Annotated in this window: 24 protein-coding genes; 16 read left to right on the top strand and 8 right to left on the bottom strand. The window is 68.8% G+C overall.

Annotated features, from left to right (window positions below; all coding sequences use genetic code 11):
* Positions 1 to 71 precede the first annotated feature (71 nt).
* The 3 genes from KNO15_RS19430 to KNO15_RS19420 are packed head-to-tail and all read left to right on the top strand — an operon-like array spanning position 72 to position 2564.
* Positions 72 to 989 carry an N-acetylglucosamine kinase gene (locus tag KNO15_RS19430; RefSeq protein ID WP_241705468.1) on the top strand — a complete coding sequence of 306 codons (918 nt, stop codon included), beginning with the start codon at positions 72 to 74 and terminating at the stop codon, positions 987 to 989.
* A complete protein-coding gene (gene murQ / locus KNO15_RS19425; protein ID WP_241705467.1) occupies positions 982 to 1923 on the top strand; it encodes an N-acetylmuramic acid 6-phosphate etherase in 942 nt (313 codons plus the stop codon). The genes KNO15_RS19430 and murQ overlap by 8 nt, the downstream gene beginning before the upstream one ends.
* Positions 1924 to 1931: 8 nt before the next feature.
* On the top strand, positions 1932 to 2564 hold the full coding sequence (locus tag KNO15_RS19420) for a GNAT family N-acetyltransferase (RefSeq protein ID WP_241705466.1): 633 nt from the start codon (positions 1932 to 1934) through the stop codon (positions 2562 to 2564).
* A gap of 31 nt (positions 2565 to 2595) precedes the next feature.
* On the opposite strand, the gene KNO15_RS19415 is transcribed toward KNO15_RS19420, so the two are convergent.
* The 3 genes from KNO15_RS19415 to mftR are packed head-to-tail and all read right to left on the bottom strand — an operon-like array spanning position 2596 to position 5605.
* Positions 2596 to 3429, bottom strand: a complete 834-nt coding sequence (locus KNO15_RS19415; RefSeq protein WP_241705465.1) for a class I SAM-dependent methyltransferase — start codon at positions 3427 to 3429, stop codon at positions 2596 to 2598.
* Positions 3426 to 4994, bottom strand: a complete 1569-nt coding sequence (gene mftG / locus KNO15_RS19410) for a mycofactocin dehydrogenase MftG (RefSeq protein WP_241705464.1) — start codon at positions 4992 to 4994, stop codon at positions 3426 to 3428. Before mftG ends, KNO15_RS19415 begins: the two co-directional genes overlap by 4 nt.
* A complete protein-coding gene (gene mftR, locus KNO15_RS19405) occupies positions 4991 to 5605 on the bottom strand; it encodes a mycofactocin system transcriptional regulator (RefSeq protein WP_241705463.1) in 615 nt (204 codons plus the stop codon). Before mftR ends, mftG begins: the two co-directional genes overlap by 4 nt.
* A 77-nt stretch (positions 5606 to 5682) precedes the next feature.
* Here mftR and mftE point away from each other — a divergent pair, with 77 nt between their 5' ends.
* From mftE to mftD, 12 genes are all read left to right on the top strand, one after another.
* Entirely contained in the window at positions 5683 to 6366 is a 684-nt protein-coding gene (gene mftE, locus KNO15_RS19400; RefSeq protein WP_241705462.1) for a mycofactocin biosynthesis peptidyl-dipeptidase MftE, read from the top strand.
* On the top strand, positions 6363 to 7823 hold the full coding sequence (mftF, locus tag KNO15_RS19395; RefSeq protein WP_241705461.1) for a mycofactocin biosynthesis glycosyltransferase MftF: 1461 nt from the start codon (positions 6363 to 6365) through the stop codon (positions 7821 to 7823). Before mftE ends, mftF begins: the two co-directional genes overlap by 4 nt.
* A 76-nt stretch (positions 7824 to 7899) precedes the next feature.
* Positions 7900 to 8001 carry a mycofactocin precursor MftA gene (gene mftA, locus KNO15_RS19390; protein ID WP_241705460.1) on the top strand — a complete coding sequence of 34 codons (102 nt, stop codon included), beginning with the start codon at positions 7900 to 7902 and terminating at the stop codon, positions 7999 to 8001.
* The gene (mftB, locus tag KNO15_RS19385; protein ID WP_241705459.1) at positions 7991 to 8284 is read left to right on the top strand and encodes a mycofactocin biosynthesis chaperone MftB; all 294 of its coding nucleotides are present in this window, start codon (positions 7991 to 7993) and stop codon (positions 8282 to 8284) included. The genes mftA and mftB overlap by 11 nt, the downstream gene beginning before the upstream one ends.
* Positions 8281 to 9543 carry a mycofactocin radical SAM maturase gene (mftC, locus tag KNO15_RS19380; RefSeq protein ID WP_241705458.1) on the top strand — a complete coding sequence of 421 codons (1263 nt, stop codon included), beginning with the start codon at positions 8281 to 8283 and terminating at the stop codon, positions 9541 to 9543. Before mftB ends, mftC begins: the two co-directional genes overlap by 4 nt.
* A 170-nt stretch (positions 9544 to 9713) precedes the next feature.
* On the top strand, positions 9714 to 10529 hold the full coding sequence (locus KNO15_RS19375) for a mycofactocin-coupled SDR family oxidoreductase (RefSeq protein ID WP_241705457.1): 816 nt from the start codon (positions 9714 to 9716) through the stop codon (positions 10527 to 10529).
* 55 nt (positions 10530 to 10584) lie between these two features.
* Positions 10585 to 11448: a mycofactocin-coupled SDR family oxidoreductase gene (locus KNO15_RS19370; protein ID WP_241705456.1), complete on the top strand. Its 864-nt coding sequence runs from the start codon at positions 10585 to 10587 to the stop codon at positions 11446 to 11448.
* Positions 11449 to 11494: 46 nt separating this feature from the next.
* Positions 11495 to 12331, top strand: a complete 837-nt coding sequence (locus KNO15_RS19365; RefSeq protein WP_241705455.1) for a mycofactocin-coupled SDR family oxidoreductase — start codon at positions 11495 to 11497, stop codon at positions 12329 to 12331.
* A gap of 61 nt (positions 12332 to 12392) precedes the next feature.
* Positions 12393 to 13205, top strand: a complete 813-nt coding sequence (locus KNO15_RS19360; protein ID WP_241705454.1) for a mycofactocin-coupled SDR family oxidoreductase — start codon at positions 12393 to 12395, stop codon at positions 13203 to 13205.
* Positions 13206 to 13247: 42 nt separating this feature from the next.
* Positions 13248 to 14162 carry an AAA family ATPase gene (locus KNO15_RS19355; protein WP_241705453.1) on the top strand — a complete coding sequence of 305 codons (915 nt, stop codon included), beginning with the start codon at positions 13248 to 13250 and terminating at the stop codon, positions 14160 to 14162.
* Between the two features lie 99 nt (positions 14163 to 14261).
* A complete protein-coding gene (locus tag KNO15_RS23410) occupies positions 14262 to 15140 on the top strand; it encodes a vWA domain-containing protein (RefSeq protein ID WP_241705452.1) in 879 nt (292 codons plus the stop codon).
* A 105-nt stretch (positions 15141 to 15245) separates the two neighbouring features.
* Positions 15246 to 16448 (top strand): pre-mycofactocin synthase MftD, encoded by a 1203-nt coding sequence (gene mftD, locus KNO15_RS19345; protein ID WP_241705451.1) that lies wholly within the window; start codon positions 15246 to 15248, stop codon positions 16446 to 16448.
* A gap of 495 nt (positions 16449 to 16943) precedes the next feature.
* Here the strand turns inward: mftD and KNO15_RS19340 are convergent, their stop codons facing one another.
* The 3 genes from KNO15_RS19340 to KNO15_RS19330 all read right to left on the bottom strand — a co-directional run bounded on the left by KNO15_RS19340 (position 16944) and on the right by KNO15_RS19330 (position 18291).
* A complete protein-coding gene (locus KNO15_RS19340; RefSeq protein WP_241705450.1) occupies positions 16944 to 17132 on the bottom strand; it encodes a hypothetical protein in 189 nt (62 codons plus the stop codon).
* 438 nt (positions 17133 to 17570) lie between these two features.
* Entirely contained in the window at positions 17571 to 17753 is a 183-nt protein-coding gene (locus KNO15_RS19335; protein ID WP_241705449.1) for a hypothetical protein, read from the bottom strand.
* Entirely contained in the window at positions 17743 to 18291 is a 549-nt protein-coding gene (locus tag KNO15_RS19330) for a hypothetical protein (protein WP_241705448.1), read from the bottom strand. Before KNO15_RS19330 ends, KNO15_RS19335 begins: the two co-directional genes overlap by 11 nt.
* Before the next feature lie 117 nt (positions 18292 to 18408).
* Here KNO15_RS19330 and KNO15_RS19325 point away from each other — a divergent pair, with 117 nt between their 5' ends.
* Positions 18409 to 18600, top strand: coding sequence for a hypothetical protein (locus KNO15_RS19325; protein WP_241705447.1), 192 nt, complete (start codon positions 18409 to 18411; stop codon positions 18598 to 18600).
* A gap of 18 nt (positions 18601 to 18618) precedes the next feature.
* On the opposite strand, the gene KNO15_RS19320 is transcribed toward KNO15_RS19325, so the two are convergent.
* Together KNO15_RS19320 and KNO15_RS19315 are read right to left on the bottom strand one after the other, a co-directional pair.
* Positions 18619 to 19218, bottom strand: coding sequence for a hypothetical protein (locus KNO15_RS19320; protein WP_241705446.1), 600 nt, complete (start codon positions 19216 to 19218; stop codon positions 18619 to 18621).
* A complete protein-coding gene (locus KNO15_RS19315; protein WP_241705445.1) occupies positions 19215 to 19637 on the bottom strand; it encodes a hypothetical protein in 423 nt (140 codons plus the stop codon). Before KNO15_RS19315 ends, KNO15_RS19320 begins: the two co-directional genes overlap by 4 nt.
* Positions 19638 to 20125 lie beyond the last annotated feature (488 nt).

The following is a 20125-nucleotide window of genomic DNA, read 5'->3' as shown; positions in this document are numbered from 1 at the left end:
AAATCTGTCAATCATTTACTTGTGAGCGAGAGATGTTGTAACTTGTCTTCATCCAGACCTCGGAGGAATCAGTGAGCCCAGAAGCCGGACCGCGCGTCGTGGCCGTCGACCTCGGAAAGACGACCTGTCGCGTGCGCCTCCACGGTCGCGGCGCGGGCGGCTCGCGCTCCGGGCACGGCGCTCCCGGGCTCGCGGCGCAGCTCGGCGCGGAGCAGGCGTTCGACGCGATCGCTCCCCTGCTCGACGGTCTCGGGCTCGGCTCCTCCTCCGCGCTCGACGCGATCGGCATCGGAGCGGCGGGCGCGGAGTCCGCCCCCGCCGCCGCGCGCCTTCTCGCGAACCGGGTCGCCGAGCGCTGGGCGGCGCACACCGTCGTCGCCTCCGACGTGCTGACGGCGCACCTTGGCGCGTTCGGCGGCGCGGCAGGAACCGTGCTCATCGCCGGCACGGGTGCCGTCGCCTTCCGCATCGACGACGCGGGTGAGCGGCGGCGCTCCGACGGGTGGGGGCCGTGGCTCGGGGACGACGGCAGTGGACGCTGGATCGGCCAGAACGGGCTGCAGGCCGCGCTCCGCGCCGCCGACGGCCGCGGCGAGCGCACAGCCCTCGTCGACGACGCCTCCTTGCTCGCCGGCGGCCTCGACGCCCTGCCCGCGCACATCGGCGGCGCCGACGCCGCCCGCCGGCTCGCCTCCTTCGCCCCGGCGGTCCTCGCGCGCGCAGCGGCCGGAGACTCCGTCGCGACCCGCATCGTCGCCGACGCCGCCGAGCAGCTCGCAGGCACCGCCGCGTCCATCACGCCGCCCGGCGGGGACGTCGCGGTGATCGGCGGCCTCGCGGACGACCCCGACTTCCTGAACCGCCTCACCGCCGCGCTTCACGCTCGGGGGCTGACCCCGCAGCGACCGCTCGGCACCGCCATCGACGGTGCGGCAGCGCTCGCTCTGCGCTCCGACCTGCCCCACGAAAGGTATGCCATCCGTGTCTAGACTGACCGACCTCACCGGGCGTCCGCGCGACGTCCTGCACCGCGAGCTGGACGCGCTGACCACCGAGATCGTTGCGTCTGACCTCGGTGACCTCGACACCTTCGAGACGTCGCGCCTGGTCTCCCTGATGAACGAGCACGACAGCGGGGTGCCCGCCGCCGTGCGCGAGGTGCTCCCCCAGGTCGCGGCGGCCATCGACGACATCGCCGCGCGGATGCGCGAGGGCGGCCGGCTCATCTACGTGGGCGCGGGGACCGCCGGGCGCCTGGGAGTGGTCGACGCGAGCGAGTGCCCGCCCACCTTCAACATCGACCCGTCGCGGGTGGTCGGCGTGATCGCCGGCGGCGACACCGCCATCCGCACCGCCGTGGAGGACGCGGAGGACGACCACGAGGGCGGCGGCGACGCGATGGCGGAGATCGAGGTGACGGCGCTGGACTCGGTCGTCGGGCTGTCGGCGTCCGGCCGCACACCCTTCGTCTCCGGCGCACTCGAGTTCGCGCGCACCGCAGGAGCACTGACCGTCGCGGTCGCCTGCAACCGCGACTCGGTGATCGGCCGCGGGGCCGACCACGCGATCGAGGTCGTGGTCGGCCCCGAGTTCATCGCCGGCTCGACGCGCCTGAAGGCGGGGACGGCGCAGAAACTGATCGTCAACATGATCTCGACGGTGACGATGGTCCGCCTCGGCAAGACCTACGGGAACATCATGGTCGACCTCCGGGCGACGAACGAGAAGCTGCGGGCACGCGCCGAGCGCATCGTCATGCTCATCACCGGGTGCACGGCCGACGAGGCCGGTACAGCGCTCGAGGATGCCGGCGGCTCCGTGCAGGCGGCCGTCCTGATGCTGCTGCGCGGCCTGAGCGCCGAGGACGCGACGGCCCTCGTCGCCTCCAGCGACAGCCTCCGCGCGGCGCTCGCCCGAGCGTGAGGGCGGGGGTGGGCGCGGCCGCCGGCGCGGCCGGTTTCGCGATCCGCCCGTATGCCGCGGGCGACGACGACGCCCTCCGCGACATCTGCCTGCGCACGGGCGACGCCGGAGGGGACGCGACCGGGCTCTACTCCGACGACGACCTGCTCGCGGACATCTTCCTGCTCCCCTACCTCCGCTTCGAACCGGAGCTCGCGAGCATCCTGGTCGACGGCGACGTGCCGGTGGGCTACCTCGTGGCGACGGCCGACAGCGTCCGGTTCGCCGATCGCTACCGCTCGGAGTGGCTCCCGGGATTCGCCGAGCGGCACCCCCGCGCGCGCCACGTGGAGACCTTCGCCGAACGCGTGCTGGAACTCGGACACGAACCGGAGCACTCGATCGGACCCGACCACACGCTCTACCCCGCACACCTGCACATCGACCTCCTCCCCATCGCGCAGGGCCACGGCTGGGGACGGAAGCTGGTGAACCGACTGCTCGGCCAGCTGCGCGCGGCCGGGGTCCCCGGCGTGCAGCTCGGGGTCGGCGAGCGCAACCGGAACGCGCAGGCGTTCTACCGGCGGCTGGGGTTCCGGCCGCTGCCGTCGGCGCCGGGGGATGAGTTCCGGGTGGGGATGCGGACGGGAGCGGGGGCCTGAGGCCCGCACAGATCCGGCGATCGCCCCGTCCTCACCGGGTCGACGTTTCGAAAGCGCCTCGGAAGAGCTCGACGAGCCCGTCTGGCATGCGGGGGTCAGTGACGTCGCGCGCTGCGACGATCGAGGGCCACCCGTCCCACCAGAGCGTGTCCAGAGCGTCGTTCGCCGCCGCCCTCCTGATGATGCTCTCTGGCACTCGCTGCGGGTCTGGCGCCCGGAGGTCGGCGAAGAGCTCACGATATGCGTCGGGCAGCACGGCAGATCGCGGGTCGAGTCCGACGACGACGAGGCTTCCGGTCGGATCGGTGTTGACCATAGCGCATGCAAGGTCCGGTCGCCGGTCGCGCAGGATGTCCACGAGCTTGAAGACGTCACCGGTCCAGTATTCGCTCGCCCGCTTCCGTGCGGCTTCCTCCGTGCGTCGCGGTAGCACGTCGTCGAGCACCACGACTGTGCCTGGCCCCGCGAGGCGCTCGACGTTGATGAAGTCGCGCAATGCGAACTCCGCGAGGTGCATCCCGTCGATGAACACGAGATCGGGTGGCACACCTCCGAAGAACGCCAGTGCATCGTCGCGACTGAAGAACTCGTCGCTGGTCTGCCGCACCAACTCGATGTCGGCGGGAAGCGTGCGGGAGATGCGTGGTGCGGGATCTACTCCGATCGTGACCGCTTTCGAGAGCTCGAGCCCGAATCCCTCTGCCACGCCGATCTCGAGGTAGGTGCGTGGGTGCAGGACCCGGTGCAGTCCGGAGAGGAACTCGTGCCGGGTCTGCCGCGGTGTCGGGTACAGGCACGAGTCGACACGATAGATCGGATACCCGTCGGCGGAGATGCCCTCGATCTCCGGCGACGGCACACTCATCGGCTCACGCCGTCGCTCTGCTGCGCGAGGGCGCGCCCGATGACCGCGCCGACGAGCAGCGCCGCCACCGCCGGTCCGCGGGTCGGCGCCGTCGGCAGGATCGAGGTGTCGGCGACGACGAGCCCCTCGACGCCCCGCACGCGGCCCAGGCCGTCGACGGGGGCGTCGCCGCCGCCGAACGGGATCGTGCCGCACGTGTGCAGCGACGTGCCGAGGCGTGCACGGATCCAGTCGTCGAGGAGGTCATCGTCGGCGAGCGTGCGGGGAACGGGTGCGGTGTCGCCTGTCGAGCCCTCGCTCCACGCCCTCGTTCTGAGCAGGTCGACACACAGCCGGACGGCGTCCCGCATCCGTCTTCTGTCCTCGCCGGAAGCCAGGTAGTGGTAGTCCAGTCGCGGCAGCACCGCGGGATCGGCGGAGGTGAGGGTGACGACACCGTGGTTGCTGGGCGTCATCACGCTCGCCATCAACGCGAGCGGACTCTCGTCGCGGAGGTGCTCGGCGTCGGTCAGCGCCGCCATCGGCTTGAGCGTGCCGAGCACCTCCACTCCGTCGGTGTGCAAGGCGCCCCCCAGCCACCCGCCCGGTGGAGCGGGTGATGGATTCCTCGGCCGCCACTCGATCGCGATCTGCGGGTGATCGCCGAAGGCCCGCCCCACCCGCGGCGCGTCGACCACGACAGGCACGCCGAGCGCCGAGAGCTTCTGCTCCGCCCCGATGCCGGAGAGCATCAGCAGCTGCGCGGACTTCACGGCGCCCGCGCACACGACGACCAGCGGCGCTCGGACGACATCGAGCGCCGCAGAACCGGACGTCCCTTCACCGCGCACTTCGACGCCCACCGTGCGCTCCCGGGCGAAGATCACCCGGGTGACCGTCGAGTCGCCACGTACCGTGAGGTTGGGGCGGTCGAGCGCGGGCAGGATGAACGATATCCCGGCATTGCGCCGCACTCCCCGGAAGATGTTGCACGGGACGGGACCGAAGCCGGGCGGCTGATCCGCGTTCTTGTCCGGGTCGGCCGGGAACCCCAGTTCACCGGCGGCGGCCCCGAAAAGCACCGAGGCGGGATGATGCAGGTCGGTGCGCTGGACGGGGATCGGACCGCTTCTGCCGTGGATCTCACCGGCGACGTGCGCGAGGAGGGGCGCATCGCGGTCGTCCTCGAGCGCGATGAGCTCGCCGAGCGTCGCCGCGGCACTCCAGCGTTCGCCGCCGAGGCGAGCCCACGCATCGAGATCGGCGCGTCGGGGACGGATGAAGTAACCGCCGTTGGTGGTCGACGAGCCGCCGAGGATGCGCCCCCTGACGATCCCGTAGGGGCGGCCCGAGGTCAGCAGCGAAGGGAACGTCCACGAGTAGGCACCGTCGGGCACCGCGCCGCGCACCGTTCCGGCGTCCAGCAGCTCAGTGGGGAACTCCGATTCGGCGAGCGGCGTCGGACCGGACTCCAGGAGCAGCACCCGTCGGCTGCCGTCCGCGGAGAGCCGTTCGGCGACGACGCACCCGGCCGATCCGGCCCCGACGACGATGACGTCGTACGCCTCCGTCGCGTGGGCGATCACTCGGAGTACCCGCCTGGCCGGCCCCCGAACAACACCGGAAGGTCGGCCAATGCTCTGTCGAGCACGTCGACCAGATCGCTGTCGTGGTCGCGCAGCCACTGCTCGTACGACGCGAGCGAGACGGCGAGGTAGATCCACGCGATCTCCTGCGGCCTCAGATCGAGCGGGTCGAGGCCGAGACGATTCGCCGCGAACTCCGCGATCACCGCACGCCACGACGCGTAGCGCAACGTCGAGTGCGCGACGAGCGTCGGCACGTTCAGCAGCAACTGCATGCGCTCGCGATGGTAGCCGAGTTCGTCGTCCGGGTAGCGGTTGAACTCCAGGATGGCGTCGTGGAGCGCCTGGAAGATCGGCATCTCAGCCGGCACGTGGGCGAGGCGCTCGCGCATCTCGTCGACGAGGATCTCGAACTCGCCCCACGGCAGATCGTTCTTCGACGGGAAGTAACGGAAGAACGTCCGCCGGCCGATTCCGGCCGCGGCGGCGATGTCGTCGACCGTCGTCTCGTCGAACCCGCGCTCGAAGAACAGCTGGAGACCGACATGGCTGAGGTGGGCGATCGAGGTCGTACGTCTCCCCGACGCAGGGGAGGCGGCCCGTTCAGTCATAACCCACATTCTTACCCAACCTGAAGACACGTGGCACCAAGTGTCAAGACGTGTTCGTCCGACTGTAGGGTCTGAAGATGGACCTCGTCGACACGCGTTGGGACGGGATCGAGCCGGGCTCGCTGGTGATCGTGCCGGTCGGCTCGACCGAGCAGCACGGACTCCATCTGCCGTTCGACACGGACACCCTGATCGCCGAGGCCGTGGCCCGCGGGGTCGCCGAACAGATGCCACCAGGCGGAACCGTGCTCGCCCCCTCGATCGCCTACGGCGCGAGCGGTGAGCACCAGGACTTTCCAGGCACCGCCTCCATCGGCACAGAGGCGCTGACCGCCGTGCTGATCGAACTCGGCCGCTCGATCGGCACCTGGGCCGACCGCACCGTGTTCGTGAACGGTCACGGCGGCAATCTCGAGGCGCTGACCGCCGCGGTCGACCGGCTCCGGTTCGAGGGGCGCGACGTCGACTGGGTCCCGTGCGTGCCGCCCGGCGGCGACGCGCACGCCGGCCGCGCGGAGACCTCTCTTCTGCTGCACCTGCACCCCTCGCGCGTGATGCCCGATCGCGCCGCGGCCGGACCTGTCGACCACATCGAGGCCCTGCTTCCGGAACTCCGCGAGAGGGGCGTGCGTGCGGTCTCGCCCAACGGCGTCCTGGGCGATCCGCGCGGCGCGTCCGCCGCTGAGGGCCGACACCTCCTCGAACGGATGGTCGCGGAGGCCGCCCGTCGCATCCGGCGCGAACCACAGGGCCGCGGATGACCGGGCTACCCGACGGCGTCGTGCTTCGGCTCCGAGCGGATGTGCGGGCCAGCGACGGCGGACGTGCCCTGGTCGGCGGGGCACCCACCCGGGTGCTCTACCTGAAGGACGCCGCCCGGGGGCTTGTGGCGAACCGTCGCCTCGACGTGCGGGACGCCCCATCGAGGGCGCTCGCGGACATCCTGCTCGACGCCGGACTCGCCGACCCGGTGCTGGAGACGCTCCCGACGTCCGCCGTCGGCACCGAGGATGTCACCTTCGTCATTCCCGCCTACGGCCGTGCGGACGGACTCGATCGTCTGCTGGCGAGCGTGCCGCCCGGTCATCCGCTGATCGTCGTCGACGACGCATCGCCCGACCCGGAGCCGATCGCGGCCACCGCCGCCCGGCACGGTGCGAAGCTCGTCGTGCTCGAACGCAACCTCGGTCCGGCCGGAGCGCGCAACGGCGGGCTCGAGCAGGTGACGACCCCGTTCGTCGTCTTCGTCGACACGGACGTGGTCATCGACGACGGGGTCGTCCCTACCCTGCTGCGGCACTTCGCGGACGAGCGCATGGCCGTCGTCGCTCCTCGTGTGCTCGGTCTGCGGGACGGCGCGGGGGCGAACTGGATCGAGAGGTACGAGGCCGCCCGGTCTTCCCTCGATCTCGGCCCGACCGGTGCGGCGGTGAAACCACGCGCACCGGTCTCGTGGGTGCCGGCCACCTTCCTGCTCGCCCGGGTCGAGGCGCTCGGCGCCGGTTTCACTCCCGGGATGCGCGAGGGGGAGGACGTCGACCTGGTCTGGCGGCTCGTCGCGGACGGGCTCAGAGTGCGCTACGAACCGGGCGTCGTCGTGCGGCACGAGCATCGCGCGACCACACGGGAGTGGCTGTCGCGCAAGGTGCTCTACGGATCGTCGGCGACCCCGTTGGAGCGCAGGCACGGAAACCTCATCGCCCCTGCGGTGTTCGCGCCGTGGAGCCTCGCGTTCATGCTCGCCCTGCTCGCACAGCGGAAGTGGTCACCGTGGGCGGTCCTGGCCATCGCGGGCTGGGCGACGGTACGCATCGCGCGCAAGCTGACACGCAGCGATCATCCGTACCGTGACGCGTCGCGACTCACGCTCAGCGGTATCGACGCCGCCGTGAAACAGACCATGGCGCTCCTGGTACGGCATTGGTGGCCCGTCGCCGTGCTGGCGGCCTTCGTCTCCCGGCGCGCGCGAAGAGCGCTCCTCGTCTCCGCCGCGCTGGACGCCGCACTCGAGTACCGCCGCACCCGTCCGCGGCTCGACTTCGGCCGGTTCGCGCTGGCGCGCAGGCTCGACGATCTGGCCTACGGCTTCGGGGTGTGGAAGAGCGCGTTCACCGGGCGCTCACTGCGAGCGCTGCTCCCCGACATCGTCCGCGGCCGCCGCCGTCCGCGGGGTGAGGAACAGGCCGATCCCCGGAGGGGTCTTGCGACTGGCACTTAGTGCCACCTAGAGTGGGCAGCGTCGCGGAGAACTCCACGATCGAACACGATCGCTGCACTGTCGCAAGGAGTAATACATGGATGCAATGCCTGAACCGGACAACGCCGCCAGTGACGTCGTCGAAGCCGACACCCTCGTCGAGGAGGTTTCGATCGACGGGATGTGCGGTGTCTACTGAGGCGCACGCCGAGGTCATCGACCTGGAGCGTTCCTGGCGATTGCACCCTCAGGTCTCGGTGCGACCGGAGCCCTTCGGTGCCCTGCTCTACCACTTCGGAACCCGCAAGCTCTCGTTCCTGAAGGACCGTCGTCTGCTGGCGGTGGTCGAGGCGCTTCCCACGCAGGAGACGGCACGCGACGCCTGCCTGGCGTCGGGGGTCGCTGAGGGGGAGCTGCCCCGGTTCGGCCAGGCCCTCGATGCGCTGCGCCGGTCGGAGATGCTCGTGGAGGCTGCGTCGTGACCGTTCTGGAGACCACCGGGGCGACACCCGGGACCGCGACGGGCAACCGCCTCGTCGACCTCTTCGAGTACGGGCTGGACGCGCCGATCTGCCTGACCTGGGAGCTCACCTACGCCTGCAACCTGTCGTGCGTGCACTGCCTGTCGAGTTCCGGCCGGCGCGATCCGCGCGAGCTCACGACGGAGGAGTGCAAGGCCGTCATCGACGAACTGGAACGCATGCAGGTGTTCTACGTGAACATCGGCGGCGGGGAGCCGACTGTGCGCAGCGACTTCTGGGAGATCGTCGACTACGCGACCGCCCACCACGTCGGCGTCAAGTTCTCCACAAACGGCGTCAAGCTCACTCCCGAGCGTGCCCGCCAGCTGGCGGGCAACGACTACCTCGACATCCAGATCTCCCTCGACGGTGCGACGGCAGAGGTCAACGACTACGTGCGCGGGCCCGGTTCGTACGACACAGCCCTCCGGGCGATGCGGAACCTCCAGGACGCGGGCATGAAGAACTTCAAGCTCTCCGTCGTCTGCACGCGCTACAACATTCCGCAGCTCGACGAGTTCAAGGCCATCGCAGACAGGTACGGTGCCCAGCTCCGGCTCACGCGCCTCCGCCCGTCCGGGAGGGGTGCCGACAGCTGGGACGACCTGCACCCGCTCCCCGAGCAGCAGCGCGAGCTGTACGACTGGCTGGTCGCGCACGGCGACGGCGTGCTCACCGGCGATTCGTTCTTCCACCTCTCCGCCTACGGGCAGGCGCTTCCGGGCCTCAACCTGTGCGGCGCCGGACGCGTCGTGTGCCTGATCGACCCGGTCGGCGATGTGTACGCGTGCCCGTTCGCGATCCACGAGGAGTTCCTCGCGGGCAACGTGCGGATGCCCGGCGGGTTCCAGCGGGTGTGGCGGGAGTCGGAGCTGTTCCTTCGGCTGCGACAGCCGCAGTCCGGCGGGGCGTGCACGTCCTGCGCCTTCTTCGACACCTGCAAGGGCGGCTGCATGGCCGCCAAGTTCTTCACGGGATTGCCGCTCGACGGACCGGATCCGGAATGCGTCCAGGGCTACGGCGAGGAGCTCCTGAAGAATGCGAAGGCCAAGGAGCGTTCGCTTCCGCGGCCGTCGATCGACCACTCACATCGAACGTCACCGCCCAGGCCGGTCTCCGGACTCGGTCCTGTGCGCCTCACGCTGAAGCGGCGTGACGAGCTCGGCAAGCCGACGGCCAACGCCTGCGAGCCCGACCCCCTGGCGGGCTTCACCGGCTGACCGCCAGCCTCACCGACACACGACGCCGCACCGCGGCACCCGAACGACGACACCGACCGCAACCAGGGGCACCACCCCGGGGCGGTTCACTGCGCCCTCGAGACGCGGAACACACTCCCGCCGCAGGCCGACCGGCACGCGGCGGGGAGAACAAGAGAAGAGGAAGAGAAATGGGAGTTCTCGAAGGCAAAGTCGCCTTCATCACCGGCGCAGCCCGAGGTCAGGGCCGGAGCCACGCCGTGCGCCTCGCCGAGGAGGGTGCCGACATCATCGCCGTCGACATCGCCGCTCAGATCGACACCGTCCCTTACCCGATGTCGACGCCGGATGACCTCGCGGAGACCGTGCGCCTCGTCGAGGCGCTCGACCGCCGCATCTACTCGCAGATCGCCGACGTCCGTGACAAGGCCGCACTCCAGAGCGCGTTCGACGCCGGCACCGCCGAGCTCGGCTCCGTCGACATCGTGCTCGCCAACGCGGGCATCGCGCCGATGTCGATGCATCCGGTGCAGCAGGAGTGGACCGACGTGATCGCCACGAACCTCACCGGCGTGTACAACACGGTGGAGGTCGCGAAGCAATCGCTCATCGACCGCGGAACGGGCGGCGCGATCGTCCTGACCAGCTCCACGGCCGGTCTGACCGGAATCGGCGGCGACACCCCCGGTGGACTCGGGTACACGGCTGCCAAGCACGGCGTCGTCGGGCTGATGCGCTCCTACGCCAACTACCTCGCGCCGTATTCGATCCGCGTGAACACGGTGCACCCCACGGGCGTCAACACCCCCATGGTCGTCAACGACTTCATGCAGGAGTTCCTCCAGAGCGACCCCGCGATGGGTCAGGCGATGGCGAACGCGCTCCCGGTCGCCATGGTCGAACCCGTCGACATCTCGAACGCGATCGTGTGGCTCGTGTCGGATGCCGCGCGATACGTCACGGGCGTCACGCTGCCGGTCGACGCCGGCTTCGTCAACAAGCGATAGCACGGATGAGCCTCGGCCGGCGTCTGTTCCGGCCGAGAGAGAAGGAAGGCACGACATGGGAATGCTGGACGGCAAGGTCGCCCTGATCACCGGTGGCTCGCGAGGACAGGGGCGCGCGCACGCCGTGACCTGTGCGCGCGAGGGCGCCGACGTGATCATCGTCGACACCCTCAGCCAGATCGGGAGCGTCGTCTACCCGATGGCGCAGCAGGCCGACTTCGACGAGACGGTCGAGCAGGTCGAAGCGCTCGACCGTCGCATCATCGCGGTGGAAGGGGATGTGCGCCAGCAGGCCGATCTCGACCGCGCGGTCGAGCGCGGTGTCGCCGAGTTCGGGCGCATCGACATCCTGATCGCGAATGCGGGCATCTTCTCGCTCGCACCGGCGCACGAGCTCACCGACGAGATGTGGGACGACATGATCGGCGTCAACCTCACCGGTGTGTGGAAGTCGGCCAAGGCCGTTCTGCCGCAGATGATGGCGCAGGGCGGCGGCTCGATCGTGATGACCTCGTCGATCAACGGACTGGAGCCCGGCGAGAACTACGTGCACTACTGCGCGGCGAAGTTCGGTGTCGTCGGCGTGATGAAGACGCTCGCCCTGGAGTACGCGAAATACGGCATCCGCGTCAACGCCGTGCATCCCGGAGCCATCCTCACGCCCATGACCAGCTGGCAGGGCGCGTGGGACATGATGTCCGGCAAGCCGGCGGGCGAGGGCACGGAGGCTGACATGCTCGAGGCCGGCTACTCGTTCCACGCCCTCAAGGGGAACGGCTTCCTCTCGCCGCAGCGCATCGCGGACGCCGCGCTGTGGCTCAACTCCGACCTGGCGTCGTCGGTCACCGGGATCTCGGTGCCCGTCGATGCAGGCCACCTCCTCATGCCGGGCTACAACAACGCACCGGTCAAGAAGTGATGAGCGCCGCTCGACCAGCGACGCGGTAGATAAGGAGTGCATGATCATGGCAGGACGTGTTGAAGGCAAGGTCGCGCTCGTCACGGGTGCGGCGCGGGGGCAGGGTCGCAGCCACGCGCTGCGGCTCGCCCAGGAGGGCGCCGACATCATCGCCGTCGACCTCGCCGGGCAGATCGACAGCGTGCCCTACGCGATGTCGACACCGGCCGATCTCGACGAGACCGTCAGACAAGTCGAGGCGCTCGACAGGCGGATCGTGGCGAAGCAGGCGGATGTGCGCGACTTCGCCGCGTTGAGCACCGCTGTCGACGAAGGCGTCGCCGAACTCGGTGGACTCGACATCGTCTCGGCGAACGCGGGGATTTTCAGCTTCGGCACCCTCGACGCCCTCACCGACGAGGAATGGAACGACATGATCGCCGTGAACCTCACTGGGGTGTGGCACACCGTCAAATCCGTTATCCCACACCTCCGTGCGAACGGCGGCGGCTCCGTCATCCTGACCAGCTCCACCGCAGGGCTCCTGGCGATCGAGAACATCGGCCACTACGTGTCGGCGAAGCACGGCGTCGTCGGCCTGATGAAGACGGCCGCGCTCGAGCTGGCGCGCGACGGCATCCGCGTCAATTCGGTGCATCCGACGAGCGTCGACACCGACATGATCCAGAATGCCGCCACCTACGCGTTGTTCGCACCCGACCTGCCGCCGGACGAGCGCACGAAGGACGTGCTTGCGCCGCGGTTCCAGGCGATGAACGTGCTGCCGGTGCCGTGGGTCGAGCCGGTCGACATCTCCAACGCCGTGCTCTGGCTCGCCTCGGACGAGGCCCGGTACGTCACGGGGCTCGAGCTGAAGGTGGATGCCGGCCAGACCCTCAAGTAGCGCAGAAGGCGCTGCACCCGAAACCCGCTCGACCGGAGCAAACCGAAACAGGAGGAACACCATGGCAGGACGTGTGGAAGGCAAGGTCGCCTTCGTCACGGGAGCGGCACGAGGACAAGGCCGCTCGCACGCCGTACGTCTCGCCGAGGAGGGAGCCGACATCATCGCGGTCGACCTCGTCGAGCAGATGCCGAACGTGCAGTACCCCTCGGCGACACAGGCCGACCTCGACGAGACCGTGCGTCAGGTCGAAGCCCTCGACCGCCGAATCATCGCGAGCAAGGCCGACATCCGCGACCGTGCAGCGTTGAAGACGGCGCTGGACGCCGGGGTCGCCGAGCTCGGCCACCTCGACATCGTCGTCGCCAATGCCGGCATCTGCGTCATCGCCGGCTGGGACGAGACGACGGAGGACATCTGGAACCAGACCATCGACACCAACCTCACCGGCACCTGGAACACCGTCAGCCTCGCGGCGCCGCACCTCATCGCCGCCGGCGGCGGCTCGATGATCCTCACGAGCTCGGCCGCCGGAATCAAGGGTCTGCCGTTCCTCAGCGCCTACGTCGCGGCAAAGCACGGCGTCGTCGGCCTGATGCGCGCCTTCGCGACCGAGCTGTCCGAATACGACATCCGGGTGAACACGCTGCACCCGACGGGCGTCGACACGCCGATGGGCGACATGGCGGACAACCCGTTCGGCCCGCTCCTCGAGAGGCACCCGAAGCTCGGCGGGATGCTGGTCAACCTGTTGCCGATCGAGGTCACGCAGCCGCGCGACCAGTCGAACGCCGTGCTGTTCCTGGCCTCGGACGAAGCGCGGTACATCACGTCGACCGAGCTGACGGTGGATGCCGGAAACACGCAGTACTGAGCGCGGCGTCACCACCACGAGCCGCGAGAGACGAGGGATTCGATGACCGACGGTGTGAGCGACGACCTGCGTCACCGCATCCTTTCGCGTGTCGTCGGCCGCGAGCACGAGCTCGAGCTCGCGCTCGCGGCCGTCGCCGCCGGCAGGGACGTGGTGCTGGAGGGCCCACCGGGAACGAGCAAGACCACGATGCTCAAGGCGATCACGGCCGAGTGGGGCATCCCGTTGCTCTTCGTCGAGGGGAACGGCGACCTGACGCCGGCGAAGCTGATCGGGCACCACAACCCCGCCCGCGTGCTGCGGGAGGACTACAGCGCGGAGAACTTCGTCGCCGGTCCCCTGGTCGAGGCGATGGAGAAGGGCGGCTTCCTCTACATCGAGGAGTTCAACCGTGCGCCCGAGGACACCTTGAACACCCTGCTGGCGGCGATGGCCGACCGTGCGATCGAGGTGCCGAGGGTGGGATCCATCCAGGCGGGCGCGACGTTCCGGGTCATCGCGTCGATGAACCCGTACGACAACGTCGGAACGACCAGGCTCTCCACGAGTGTGAGCGACCGCCTGAACCGCATCGTCGTCGACTACCAGGACGCCGCCAGCGAGGAGCGCATCGTCGCCTTGCGCTCCGGCATCACGGTCGAGCCCGCCGAGCGCATCGTGCCTGACGCCGTCGCGGTCACTAGGGCCACGCGCAGACATCCCGCCGTGCGGCAGGGCAGCAGCGTGCGCGGTGCGATCGACTGCGCCCTGATCGCGGCTCAGCTCTGTCGGCTGCGCGGCGTGACCGACGCCGGCGACGAGCGTTACCCGCAGCTGATGTTCGACGCCATGCTCGTCGCGCTTTCGGGTCGCATCAGGCTCGACGAGGCGGCGGAGACCACCCCTGAGGCGGTGCTGCGCGAGATCTGGGAGGACCGGTTCGTGCTGGAGCCCGCCGCGCACACCGGGCCGACGTGAAGAGCCGTTCCCGCCGACTCGCCGGTGCGACGGCAGAGGAACGAGCTGTCGCAACGTCCGCTGAGACGCACTCCCAAGCAGCTCACCGAGGAGCCGACCGTGTTCGAGTCCCGGGCCGGTAACGGCGGCTTCGCGCTGCGGGCCGGGCAACGCGGAGCGGGGGCGACGGCGAAGCCGCTGCCGTCTCTGCAGGAGGCGGGTTTCACGGACGAGCCGGGTGCCGTCGTCACGGTCGACGAGCAGATCGCGGCGGAGCCCGCCGTGCGCGAGCGTGCGCGACGGATCGCCGCGCGGCTCGCCGTGCCCCGCCCGCGTGCCGAACGCTCGGCGCGACGAGGGCAGGGTGTGCTCGCGAGCCTGCCGTATCGGGGAGTCGCCGACGACATCGATCTCGACGCCACCATCGAGGTGCTGACCGAGAGGCCCGTGCCCGAGGACGAGGACATCGTCGTGCGCGACCGGATCCGCACCGCACGCGCCGTGGTGCTGGCCGTCGATGTGTCAGGGTCGGCCAAGGGCGAACGCATCCGCACGGCCGCTGCCACTGTCGGCGCACTCGCCGGGGAGCTCGCACGGGACCGGCTGGGGGTCATCGCGTTCTGGTCGGATGCCGCGATACTGCTGCGTCTCGGGGAGCCGATCAAGCCCTTCGATCTGCTGGAGCAACTGCTGCGCATCCCGGCCCGCGGGCTGACCAATGTGGCCTTCCCGTTGCAGTTGGGAGCGGACCAGCTCGCCGGCGCTTCCGAGCGGGACGCCCGGGTCGTGCTGCTCTCGGACTGTGTGCACAACGCGGGCCCCGATCCGCGACGGATCGCGGCCGTGCTGCCGAGGCTGGACATCCTGCTCGACGCGAGCGGGGAGAAGGACGTCGAACTGGGGAAGGACCTCGCGCGCGCGGGGCGCGGTCGGCTGCGGCTCATCCGCGACTTCCACGACGTGCCGCCGGCGATCACTGAGATCTTCCGCGACGGGTGATGCCCGCCCCGACCCGCCGGTCGACGCACCGCCCCGCGCCGGCCCCATCGCCCTGGTACGCGGCACCATACGAAGAGACGAAGACGAGAACGAGGGAGCAAGACGATGCCCTGGAAGCAGAACCCGTGGTTCGAGACCGTGCTGGAGGCGCAGCGGCGCGCGAAGAAGCGGCTGCCGCCGTCGGTCTACGCGGCCCTGGTCGCTGGATCCGAGCGCGGGAGGACGCCCGACGACAACACGAACGCGTTCGGCGAGCTGCAGTTCGCGCCTCACGTCGCGGGTCACCAGACCGACCGCGAGCTCGGCACCAGCGTGCTCGGCATCCCGATCTCGATCCCGGTGCTCATCTCGCCGACAGGCGTCCAGGCGGTTCACCCGGACGGCGAGGTCGCCGTCGCGCGTGCCGCTGCGAACCGGGGAACGATCATGGGGCTCAGCTCGTTCGCGAGCAAGCCCGTGGAAGAGGTCGCCGCCGCGAACCCGAACACCTTCTTCCAGATGTACTGGACGGGCACGCGGGAGGCGATGGTTCAGCGGATGGACCGCGCGCGTGCCGCAGGGGCGAAGGCCCTGATCGCCACACTCGACTGGTCGTTCTCGATCGGGCGGGACTGGGGAAGCCCGGCCATTCCCGAGCGGCTGGACTTCAAGGCCATGGTGGACTTCGCGCCTGAGGCACTCGTGCGCCCGACGTGGCTGACGCAGTATCTCAAGTCGCGACACCTGCCGGACCTGAGCGCTCCCAATCTGCAGCCGCCCGGCGGCGAGGCCCCCACCTTCTTCGGCGCCTACTACGAATGGCAGCAGACCCCGCCGCCCTCGTGGGAAGACGTCGCGTGGCTGCGTGAGGCGTGGGGCGGACCCTTCGTCCTCAAAGGCATCACAAGGGTGGACGACGCCAAGCGCGCGGTCGACGCCGGAGTCGACGCCATCTCGGTGTCCAACCACGGCGGCAACAACCTCGACACGACGCCCGCCACCATCCGTTGCCTACCCGCCGTCGCCGAGGCTGTCGGCGACCAGATCGAGGTGCTGCTCGACGGGGGGATCCGTCGAGGCGGCGATGTGGCCAAGGCGCTCGCCCTCGGCGCACGCGCCGTGATGATCGGCCGGGCGTACCTGTGGGGCCTCGCCGCGAACGGCCAGACCGGGGTCGAGAACGTGCTCGACCTCCTGCGCATGGGCCTCGACTCCGCGGTGCTCGGCCTCGGGCACAAGTCCATCCACGAACTGAGCCGCGACGATCTCTACATCCCCGAGGGCTTCGAGCGCGTGCTCGGTGCGCAGAAGGAGGCGCCGACCTCTTGACTTACGGCCATTCGGCGGACTCAGGAAGACCCCGGAAGCCACTTCCTGCTCCCCTACCTCCGCTTCGAACCGGAGCTCGCGAGCATCCTGGTCGACGGCGACGCACCGGTGGATACCTCGTGGCGACGTCCGACAGCGTCCGCTTCGTGGTGCACCGACTGCTCGGCCAGCTGCGCGCGGCCGGGGTCCCCCGCATGCAGCTCGGTGTCGGCGAGCGCAACCGGAACGCGCAGGCGTTCTACCGGCGGCTGGGGTTCCGGCCGCTGCCGTCGGGGCCGGGGATGAGTTTCGGGTGGGGATGGGGATGCGAGGCGGCGGGCTGTGGCTTCGCCCTACTGCATGAGAGCGTCGAGGTAGATGTTCGGAGCGAACTCCGCCAACTCAGCCACGATGTCCGCACCAACGTCGATCCCTGCTCGCCCGTGCCACCCAAAGTTGCCATGCCAATTGCACCGTTTGACAACGAGAGCGTCCGATTGCTGCTCCGCGGGAGCCCTACGGATACTCGTCACCGATGGAATAGTCGTCGTAGGTGCCCTCATCCACCACGATTTCGGTAGATGCTTTCCCCGTTCGGATCGTCAGCAGCCACGATTCCGGCGCGACCCGAATGCCGCCCACTCCGACGCCGCGAGCAGGAAGTCCGAGCTCGCCGTGTTCATCGGTGTGGCGCTTGTCGACCACTGTGCCAGCGACACCTTCTCCAGTAATCGTTCGGCGTCGTTGCGCTTCCATCCGCCAGATGGCTAGTCCACCTATTGCCGCGACAACACACAGAACTATCGCAAGGATCAATAAGCCCGCCATGTGCCCGCCCCCATCCAGGAATCTACTTCAGCTTGGAAGTGCCATCACGCTACCGCCTGCATTGCCACGTCGACCGTGGGACTCACGCCGGATCAGGAACACTGCAACCCCATAGGTCACGACGCCAAGGAGGCGGAGCGGACCGGCCAGAGGGCGGCACGCGTGCCTCCCGCCGCACCTCCCCGCCCCTGCGAGTCCCCACACTCCCCAGCACCCCACCCCGCCTCCGAGCTACAGTTACCTCTGATCCGGATCCACCCTGCTGGACGGAGACGAGCACGGCGCCGGCGCCGTCGAACCTCCAGTTGGGACTGTCTAAACCGCCACCCGTGCCGGCGTCGATCCTGCCGCAAGGCCGGGAAACGCCTTCCCCGATACGGAGTTCTCGATGTTCTGCCGGTTCTTCGCCGCAACCCGCTTGCGGAACACCACGACGCAGATCCCGGCGACCACTGCTCCCGCCCCGGCGACCAGCATGATGATCGACTCAACTCGCACTGTACCGACCTCCCACCGCCCGACGCAGAACGCGCCTACCCTCGCGCGACAACACAATCGGCAGGTCGCCGAACTCGCTGTCCGCCACGACGATCACCGCCGGGTTCCTGCTCCGTCGCGATTGTCGTCGGGTCGGCTCGATTGCGGAGCTGAGCGCGACAGCGCGACCACTAATTGGTGTTAGGGGGCAGTAGATCACGAGGGAATCCTGAGAGAACGCGAGCCACACCTGTATGGCGGCTTGGTAGTAGACGCGGCCGGCATTGATGCGCGGGCGCAACGCTTGGTACGCCTTGCGCGTCAGCCTCGCGCGTATGACCGTCTCTGCCCCGGAAGCCGTCCGAACGGCTACCGCCTGTTCCTGATTTGACCATGCTCGAATCAGCCAGAAGAGGGCCAGGAAACCAATGCCCATACCGACGGCGATGGCGGTCGAACCCGGCTGGGACGTCATGATCGTCACGATCAGAATCGTGATCATCGCCACCGTCAGAAGCGCCAGAGGAACCAGGCGAGATCCGCGAGCGAGAACGAACACGGCCACCTGCTCTCAGAGTTCCCACCGGGGCGCCCCGGCCCATTCCGGAGATCATCCCGTCAGCCCCGCACGACGAGCATAGTCGGAGCGGAACCCACATCCTGAGTGGGAGTCTCGATGGCCCACGCCCATTCGCACCTCCCGTCCGGCCGCACACCGAAGGCCGGGCGGACCCTCCGCATCGTGGTCGCCGCGATCCTGATCGCCGCGGCGCTCGCCACCGCCGCCGGGCTCGCGCTGCTCTGGCCGGATAGCGGCACGGTCAGCAGCGTCTCGTCTCTGGCAGCGCGGATGCTTGATGAACCTTGAGGCAGTGCACCAGCCAGATCATTCGCGATGCCCGATATGTGCCGCCAATTGCCTGACAGCTCGAGGTGTGTCCGAGAAGGCAGTCATTCCGCGGTTGCGCATCACCGGCATCGGCAAGACCACGCGTCCACCGTCCGGTAGGTCAACCTCGATGAACACTCGAGTGCGCGCTGTGTAGCCCGCCGCCACTTCTCGGACCTCGACATTCACGATTTCGGCCGCTCCGACCGTCAGAAGGGGACGGCCTGCTCCGGACCCCCAGAACTCGAGCAAGCCGTCGTGCTCCACCACCACCAAGTACTTCGGCACAGGTGAGCCCGGAGCCAAGCCGAGCAACCGATTGATTCCATACCTGAAGTCGGGAGTCACCATGATTCTGGCCACGGTCCCGTCCGGAAACGACCTTTGCAGCGTTCGGAAGCTCACCACGCTGGGGTGCGCCTCGAGAACCAGTGCGCCGAAGAGAACTCCGATCCCGCCGGCGATGCCTACGACAGTCAACACCGCAGCCCATGCGCCTCCACGTTCGGCGGCACCAGTCAGCGCCCTGAAGGAGAACCAAACGACAAACACGAGGCCACCGACCAGGCCAACAGCGGTGCCGGCAGAACGCTTCATGGCGCCACAGGATTCTTCGCCGCCCAGGCACGTGCTTGCATCTGCCGCGACTTGCGCTCGACCTCGGAAAGATATTCGTCTCCAGCTGGACGAATTACGACGTAGGAAGCAGGGTCGATCTGATCGAGGTTTCTGAATTGATCCGACTGCCAGGTGTAGCCCTGGTTGCGCTCTCGAGCCGCCTGTACCTGATACCCGGCGATGGCAGCGACCAAGAGCACGGCCACGACGAAGATGCTGCCGAGGAGAGAGAAGAACACAACTGTCGCCGCCGCGTCTGGCTGGCTCGGTCGGGACACCACGGCCACGGCTGTCGAGAAACATGACAGCACGAAGACCCCGATCAGCCAGAGACCGATTCTCGAGAGTCTGAATGATGGTGGACCTGAAACCCGTACGACTCGTCGAAAGTCCGTCATCAAGGCCTCTTGCCATCAGGAGGGAACAGCCACGAGCCCCACCCCGCCACGTTGCCAGCTGCGCCGGTATTGAACCCAAAGGCACCGAGTCCGCCGGTGATCTGATCCGTCACAGTTCCCGATGTTCCCAGAAGTCTAGCCAGGGGGCCAGGGATTCCCGTGCCCAAGCCAACGAGGTCGAGGGCGCCGACTATCGGGTTCGAAGCGTAGGCCGTTCCCGACCGTTCCACTCAAATCCGATCCTTGATCGGGGTCTGAGACCCGCACTAGATCCAGCGATCGCCGCATCCTCACCGGGTCGATCGTTTGATGGCGGACTTGATCATGCTCCGCGTTCGGAAGTAGACCCAGGCGTATCCGAGGAGCACCAACAGGCCAGCTGCACCGAAGATCCCACCGAGGCCAGTAGGAGCGAAGATCGCAGCGACGAAGAGGCCCACACCACCCAGGAGAAGGGTCAGTCGGGCGCCGAGAATCATCCCCAACTG

Source organism: Leifsonia shinshuensis (assembly GCF_022606355.1).
Lineage (GTDB): Bacteria > Actinomycetota > Actinomycetes > Actinomycetales > Microbacteriaceae > Leifsonia > Leifsonia shinshuensis_B.
This window is presented reverse-complemented; position numbering and strand designations above follow the sequence as displayed.

What these genes read in the sequence shown, in the direction of transcription:
- KNO15_RS19415 (WP_241705465.1), bottom strand. Translation starts at nt 3,429, where the DNA reads ATGAGTGTGCCGTCGCCGGAGATCGAGGGCATCTCCGCCGACGGGTAT.
- mftR (WP_241705463.1), bottom strand. Translation starts at nt 5,605, where the DNA reads ATGACTGAACGGGCCGCCTCCCCTGCGTCGGGGAGACGTACGACCTCG.
- mftE (WP_241705462.1), top strand. Translation starts at nt 5,683, where the DNA reads ATGGACCTCGTCGACACGCGTTGGGACGGGATCGAGCCGGGCTCGCTG.
- mftF (WP_241705461.1), top strand. Translation starts at nt 6,363, where the DNA reads ATGACCGGGCTACCCGACGGCGTCGTGCTTCGGCTCCGAGCGGATGTG.
- mftA (WP_241705460.1), top strand. Translation starts at nt 7,900, where the DNA reads ATGGATGCAATGCCTGAACCGGACAACGCCGCCAGTGACGTCGTCGAA.
- KNO15_RS19375 (WP_241705457.1), top strand. Translation starts at nt 9,714, where the DNA reads ATGGGAGTTCTCGAAGGCAAAGTCGCCTTCATCACCGGCGCAGCCCGA.
- KNO15_RS19370 (WP_241705456.1), top strand. Translation starts at nt 10,585, where the DNA reads ATGGGAATGCTGGACGGCAAGGTCGCCCTGATCACCGGTGGCTCGCGA.
- KNO15_RS19365 (WP_241705455.1), top strand. Translation starts at nt 11,495, where the DNA reads ATGGCAGGACGTGTTGAAGGCAAGGTCGCGCTCGTCACGGGTGCGGCG.
- KNO15_RS19360 (WP_241705454.1), top strand. Translation starts at nt 12,393, where the DNA reads ATGGCAGGACGTGTGGAAGGCAAGGTCGCCTTCGTCACGGGAGCGGCA.
- KNO15_RS19355 (WP_241705453.1), top strand. Translation starts at nt 13,248, where the DNA reads ATGACCGACGGTGTGAGCGACGACCTGCGTCACCGCATCCTTTCGCGT.
- mftD (WP_241705451.1), top strand. Translation starts at nt 15,246, where the DNA reads ATGCCCTGGAAGCAGAACCCGTGGTTCGAGACCGTGCTGGAGGCGCAG.
- KNO15_RS19325 (WP_241705447.1), top strand. Translation starts at nt 18,409, where the DNA reads ATGGCCCACGCCCATTCGCACCTCCCGTCCGGCCGCACACCGAAGGCC.
- KNO15_RS19320 (WP_241705446.1), bottom strand. Translation starts at nt 19,218, where the DNA reads ATGAAGCGTTCTGCCGGCACCGCTGTTGGCCTGGTCGGTGGCCTCGTG.
- KNO15_RS19315 (WP_241705445.1), bottom strand. Translation starts at nt 19,637, where the DNA reads ATGACGGACTTTCGACGAGTCGTACGGGTTTCAGGTCCACCATCATTC.